This window comes from Vibrio sp. 2033 (genome assembly GCF_033339735.1).
The window spans coordinates 1-6,232 of sequence record NZ_JAWOVC010000052.1 but is presented as its reverse complement, the minus strand read 5'-3'; the positions used below and the strand labels follow the sequence as shown (position 1 = coordinate 6,232).

Annotated in this window: 5 protein-coding genes and 2 pseudogenes; all 7 read left to right on the top strand. The window is 55.7% G+C overall.

Features of this window, described 5'->3' with window-relative positions; translation table 11 throughout:
• On the top strand, positions 1-1,165 hold a 1,165-nt coding region (locus R7P74_RS24220; protein WP_000320694.1), incomplete at its 5' end, for an IS91-like element ISCR2 family transposase.
• 345 nt (positions 1,166-1,510) lie between these two features.
• Entirely contained in the window at positions 1,511-2,023 is a 513-nt protein-coding gene (locus R7P74_RS24215; RefSeq protein ID WP_086371372.1) for a dihydrofolate reductase, read from the top strand.
• An 82-nt stretch (positions 2,024-2,105) separates the two neighbouring features.
• A pseudogene (locus R7P74_RS29955) lies at positions 2,106-2,441 on the top strand (toprim domain-containing protein); the annotation flags it as partial.
• Positions 2,442-2,454: 13 nt separating this feature from the next.
• Positions 2,455-3,483, top strand: a pseudogene (locus R7P74_RS24210) (IS91-like element ISCR2 family transposase); the annotation flags it as partial.
• Between the two features lie 30 nt (positions 3,484-3,513).
• The gene (locus R7P74_RS24205; protein ID WP_001447541.1) at positions 3,514-4,398 is read left to right on the top strand and encodes a DUF3363 domain-containing protein; all 885 of its coding nucleotides are present in this window, start codon (positions 3,514-3,516) and stop codon (positions 4,396-4,398) included.
• 216 nt (positions 4,399-4,614) lie between these two features.
• Positions 4,615-5,829: a chloramphenicol/florfenicol efflux MFS transporter FloR gene (floR, locus tag R7P74_RS24200; protein WP_000214122.1), complete on the top strand. Its 1,215-nt coding sequence runs from the start codon at positions 4,615-4,617 to the stop codon at positions 5,827-5,829.
• 54 nt (positions 5,830-5,883) lie between these two features.
• Positions 5,884-6,162 carry a LysR family transcriptional regulator gene (locus R7P74_RS24195; RefSeq protein WP_001100557.1) on the top strand — a complete coding sequence of 93 codons (279 nt, stop codon included), beginning with the start codon at positions 5,884-5,886 and terminating at the stop codon, positions 6,160-6,162.
• Positions 6,163-6,232 lie beyond the last annotated feature (70 nt).

Genomic DNA, 6,232 nt, shown 5'->3' with positions numbered 1-6,232 from the left:
GGTTGATGAAGTACTGCCTGAACAACCCATGCGTCAGTGGGTGTTGAGCTTCCCGTTTCAGCTGCGTTTCCTGTTTGCCAGCCGGCCCGAGATCATGGGGTGGGTGCTGGGCATCGTTTACCGCGTCATTGCCACGCACCTGGTCAAGAAAGCGGGCCATACCCACCAAGTGGCCAAGACGGGCGCGGTCACCCTGATCCAGCGTTTTGGATCGGCGCTCAATCTGAATGTTCACTTCCACATGCTGTTTCTCGACGGTGTGTATGTCGAGCAATCCCACGGCTCAGCGCGTTTCCGCTGGGTCAAGGCGCCGACCAGCCCAGAGCTCACCCAGCTGACGCACACCATCGCCCACCGGGTGGGTCGCTATCTGGAACGGCAAGGCCTGCTGGAACGGGATGTCGAAAACAGCTATCTGGCCTCGGATGCGGTGGATGACGACCCGATGACACCCCTGCTGGGGCACTCGATCACTTACCGTATCGCTGTCGGTTCACAGGCGGGGCGAAAGGTGTTCACTTTGCAAACTCTGCCGACCAGTGGTGATCCGTTCGGTGACGGGATTGGCAAGGTAGCCGGGTCCAGCCTGCACGCCGGCGTGGCGGCCAGGGCCGATGAACGCAAGAAGCTCGAACGGCTGTGCCGGTACATCAGCCGCCCGGCGGTATCCGAGAAGCGGCTGTCGTTAACACGAGGCGGCAACGTGCGCTACCAGCTCAAGACGCCGTACCGGGACGGCACCACGCACGTCATTTTCGAACCATTGGATTTCATTGCAAGGCTGGCCGCCCTGGTACCGAAGCCCAGAGTCAACCTAACCCGCTTCCACGGGGTGTTCGCACCCAACAGTCGGCACCGGGCGTTGGTCACGCCGGCAAAACGGGGCAGGGGCAACAAGGTCAGGGTGGCTGATGAACCGGCAACACCAGCACAACGGCGAGCGTCGATGACATGGGCGCAACGGCTCAAGCGTGTTTTCAATATCGACATCGAGACCTGCAGCGGCTGCGGCGGCGCCATGAAAGTCATCGCCTGCATTGAAGACCCTATAGTGATCAAGCAGATCCTTGATCACCTGAAGCACAAAGCCGAAACCAGCGGGACCAGGGCGTTACCCGAAAGCCGGGCGCCACCGGCTGAGCTGCTCCTGGGTCTGTTTGACTGACGAGCCTGAAGGCCAACGATACCAATCAAAATGCTGCGTTCACAGCGCCGCGGCAGGGATCCGCCGTGCTGGTTGTCGGAAAAGGAGCCGCTAGTGGGAAAGAGGAGGGTAAATTTTCAGCGTTGCTGGCTCCCCGTCAGCCGGATTGGGTTGCATCGCAGGGGTGTCGAAAGAGTCAACTGCGGTCCAAAGCTGTTGGACTTGGGTGAAAAGGGCGTTTATTCTTCCTATACGTATGATTCAAACTGCAGATGAGTTACATTTGAAAGAAAAGGTGAAAAAACCAATTGAGAAATTATTGCATGTGCTTAATGCCTCAAATAAAAAATTAATTATTCAATACCGATCATTATGAAACTATCATTAATTGTTGCCATGGATAAAAATTTTGGCATTGGTAAAGACAACGATTTGTTATGGAAATTGCCGGCTGATATGAAATTCTTTAAAGAAACTTCAACAGGTCATGTAGTAATAACCGGACGTAAAAATTATGAATCTATTCCTGAGAAATTTAGACCCTTGCCAAATCGTGAAAATGCCGTTTTAACTCACCAAATCGGCTATCAAGCACCAGGAGCTCATGTCTTTTTTTCACTTACTGAATGTTTAGAGTTCTATAAAAATGAAACCGAAAGAACTGTTTTCATCATTGGTGGGGGACAAATTTATGCAGAAGTTATGCAGCGAAACATCCTTCAAGAAATGTATATCACACAAGTAGATGGAGTGTTTGACGCAGATACTTTTTTTCCTAAATTTTCTGAATCTGAGTGGAATAGTGAAACTGTACTGAAACAGGGTATTGATGAAAAACACGCTTTTGCTTTTGAAATAAAAAAATATACACGTAAATAACTCTAAAACTTACTGTTTTTGTTGAAATGTTTTGTATGTAACGGTTTCAAAACTTCAACGACCTTACTAACTTTGCCTCCTTATGATTTTATGTATAGCTGAAAAACCTTCTGTGGCAAAAGATATTGCCGAAGTAATTGGTGCAAAACAACGCAACAACGGCTTTTATGAAGGAAATGGCTATTGGGTAACCTGGACTTTTGGCCATCTGTGTACATTGAATGAACCCCATGATTACAAAGAAAATTGGAAATACTGGAAATTGGAAGATCTGCCAATTGTACCTAAAAAATTTGGCATTAAACTAATTGATAACGATGGAGTAAAAAGGCAATTTGCTGTTATTGAAAAATTGGTAGCATCTTGTTCTGAAGTCATCAATTGCGGGGATGCCGGGCAGGAAGGGGAGTTGATACAAAGATGGGTATTGGCACCTGGTCAAGAAAGCGGGCCATACCCACCAAGTGGCCAAGACGGGCGCGGTCACCCTGATCCAGCGTTTTGGATCGGCGCTCAATCTGAATGTTCACTTCCACATGCTGTTTCTCGACGGTGTGTATGTCGAGCAATCCCACGGCTCAGCGCGTTTCCGCTGGGTCAAGGCGCCGACCAGCCCAGAGCTCACCCAGCTGACGCACACCATCGCCCACCGGGTGGGTCGCTATCTGGAACGGCAAGGCCTGCTGGAACGGGATGTCGAAAACAGCTATCTGGCCTCGGATGCGGTGGATGACGACCCGATGACACCCCTGCTGGGGCACTCGATCACTTACCGTATCGCTGTCGGTTCACAGGCGGGGCGAAAGGTGTTCACTTTGCAAACTCTGCCGACCAGTGGTGATCCGTTCGGTGACGGGATTGGCAAGGTAGCCGGGTCCAGCCTGCACGCCGGCGTGGCGGCCAGGGCCGATGAACGCAAGAAGCTCGAACGGCTGTGCCGGTACATCAGCCGCCCGGCGGTATCCGAGAAGCGGCTGTCGTTAACACGAGGCGGCAACGTGCGCTACCAGCTCAAGACGCCGTACCGGGACGGCACCACGCACGTCATTTTCGAACCATTGGATTTCATTGCAAGGCTGGCCGCCCTGGTACCGAAGCCCAGAGTCAACCTAACCCGCTTCCACGGGGTGTTCGCACCCAACAGTCGGCACCGGGCGTTGGTCACGCCGGCAAAACGGGGCAGGGGCAACAAGGTCAGGGTGGCTGATGAACCGGCAACACCAGCACAACGGCGAGCGTCGATGACATGGGCGCAACGGCTCAAGCGTGTTTTCAATATCGACATCGAGACCTGCAGCGGCTGCGGCGGCGCCATGAAAGTCATCGCCTGCATTGAAGACCCTATAGTGATCAAGCAGATCCTTGATCACCTGAAGCACAAAGCCGAAACCAGCGGGACCAGGGCGTTACCCGAAAGCCGGGCGCCACCGGCTGAGCTGCTCCTGGGTCTGTTTGACTGACGAGCCTGAAGGCCAACGATACCAATCAAAATGCTGCGTTCACAGCGCCGCGGCAGGGATCCGCCGTGCTGGTTGTCGGAAAAGGAGCCGCTAGTGGGAAAGAGGAGGGTAAATTTTCAGCGTTGCTGGCTCCCCGTCAGCCGGATTGGGTTGCATCGCAGGGGTGTCGAAAGAGTCAACTGCGGTCCAAAGCTGTTGGACTTGGGTGAAAAGGGCGTTTATTCTTCCTATACGTGCCGCGTTCCAGGCGGCGACTATGAGGGCTATGTCGATGCCCATGTGCGCCGGCTGGAGGCGCTACGCCGGGCCGGTATCGTCGAGCGGATCGACGCCGACCAATGGCGCATCCCCGATGATCTGGTCAGCCGTGCCGCCGCCCATGACGCCGGCCGAGACAGTCAGGCCAGCGTTCGCGTCCTTTCCCCGGTCGATCTGAACAAACAGATCGGATCGGACGGCGCGACCTGGCTGGACCGGCGGCTGATCCACGGCGAGACGGCCGACCTTGCGCCAACCGGCTTCGGGCAACAAGTCCGCGAAGCCATGGACCAGCGCCGCGAGCACCATATCGAACAGGGCGACGCCACCCGCAGCCGGGACAGCCGCGTCTTCTACCGGCGCAACCTTCTCGCCATCCTGCGGGAGCGCGAGGTAGCCGGCGTCGGATCGGATATGGCTTTGAGTAAGGGCCTGCCGTTCCGCGCCGCCACGGACGGCGAGAGCGTCAGCGGCAAGTTTACCGGAACCGTGCATCTATCGAGCGGCAAGTTCGCCGTGGTCGAGAAATCCCATGAGTTCACCCTTGTCCCGTGGCGGCCGATCATCGACCGCCAACTCGGCCGCGAGGTTATGGGCATCGTGCAGGGCGGGTCGGTGTCGTGGCAGTTAGGGCGGCAGAGGGGGCTGGAACGCTGAGTGCGCCCATGCCGCATTGCGAAGCAAAAGATAATCGGATAAAATGTAGCAATTCATATTCGTAAGCGTGGAGTAATCAGATGGGAAATTCCAAGTCAGCAGACAAGTAAGCCGCAACAACCAGTATTGTTGTTGCGGCGCTCTGTAAGGCTAGTCTCATCTGATTGCTGACGAGCAGACGTCGCCCGGTATTCCTTAATCGAGGGTTGATTCGTCATGACCACCACACGCCCCGCGTGGGCCTATACGCTGCCGGCAGCACTGCTGCTGATGGCTCCTTTCGACATCCTCGCTTCACTGGCGATGGATATTTATCTCCCTGTCGTTCCAGCGATGCCCGGCATCCTGAACACGACGCCCGCTATGATCCAACTCACGTTGAGCCTCTATATGGTGATGCTCGGCGTGGGCCAGGTGATTTTTGGTCCGCTCTCAGACAGAATCGGGCGACGGCCAATTCTACTTGCGGGCGCAACGGCTTTCGTCATTGCGTCTCTGGGAGCAGCTTGGTCTTCAACTGCACCGGCCTTTGTCGCTTTCCGTCTACTTCAAGCAGTGGGCGCGTCGGCCATGCTGGTGGCGACGTTCGCGACGGTTCGCGACGTTTATGCCAACCGTCCTGAGGGTGTCGTCATCTACGGCCTTTTCAGTTCGATGCTGGCGTTCGTGCCTGCGCTCGGCCCTATCGCCGGAGTATTGATCGGCGAGTTCTTGGGATGGCAGGCGATATTCATTACTTTGGCTATACTGGCGATGCTCGCACTCCTAAATGCGGGTTTCAGGTGGCACGAAACCCGCCCTCTGGATCAAGTCAAGACGCGCCGATCTGTCTTGCCGATCTTCGCGAGTCCGGCTTTTTGGGTTTACACTGTCGGCTTTAGCGCCGGTATGGGCACCTACTTCGTCTTCTTCTCGACGGCTCCCCGTGTGCTCATAGGCCAAGCGGAATATTCCGAGATCGGATTCAGCTTTGCCTTCGCCACTGTCGCGCTTGTAATGATCGTGACAACCCGTTTCGCGAAGTCCTTTGTCGCCAGATGGGGCATCGCAGGATGCGTGGCGCGTGGGATGGCGTTGCTTGTTTGCGGAGCGGTCCTGTTGGGGATCGGCGAACTTTACGGCTCGCCGTCATTCCTCACCTTCATCCTACCGATGTGGGTTGTCGCGGTCGGTATTGTCTTCACGGTGTCCGTTACCGCGAACGGCGCTTTGGCAGAGTTCGACGACATCGCGGGATCAGCGGTCGCGTTCTACTTCTGCGTTCAAAGCCTGATAGTCAGCATTGTCGGGACATTGGCGGTGGCACTTTTAAACGGTGACACAGCGTGGCCCGTGATCTGTTACGCCACGGCGATGGCGGTACTGGTTTCGTTGGGGCTGGTGCTCCTTCGGCTCCGTGGGGCTGCCACCGAGAAGTCGCCAGTCGTCTAACCGACGACTGGTAGCAGGCCCGCTCCGATGCGGCGCACTAACCATCGAAACCTCGTGAATGTCGGTATCCTGTCTGGCAGGATACCGCTCATTTCCCTTGTTCAGTTCATCGCCGTCGCCGAGCATCTGAATTTTCGGCATGCGGCCAAGGCACTTGGTATCAGCCAGTCGAGCGTCAGCGCGCGTGTGAAAGCGCTGGAGGATAACCTTGGTGTCCTGCTATTTGAGCGCCATGCGCGGGGCGTTCGGCTAACAGACGCAGGCAGGCACTTCATGGAGCGTGTCACGGCGGGTGTCGATCAACTCGATCACGCAGTGAAGACCGCGGAGTGACGGGCACTGGCTGGCAATGTCTAGCAACGGCAGGCATTTCGGCTGAGGGTAAAAGAACTTTCCGCTAAGC

What these genes read in the sequence shown, in the direction of transcription:
- R7P74_RS24205 (WP_001447541.1), top strand. Translation starts at nt 3,514, where the DNA reads ATGCTGCGTTCACAGCGCCGCGGCAGGGATCCGCCGTGCTGGTTGTCG.
- floR (WP_000214122.1), top strand. Translation starts at nt 4,615, where the DNA reads ATGACCACCACACGCCCCGCGTGGGCCTATACGCTGCCGGCAGCACTG.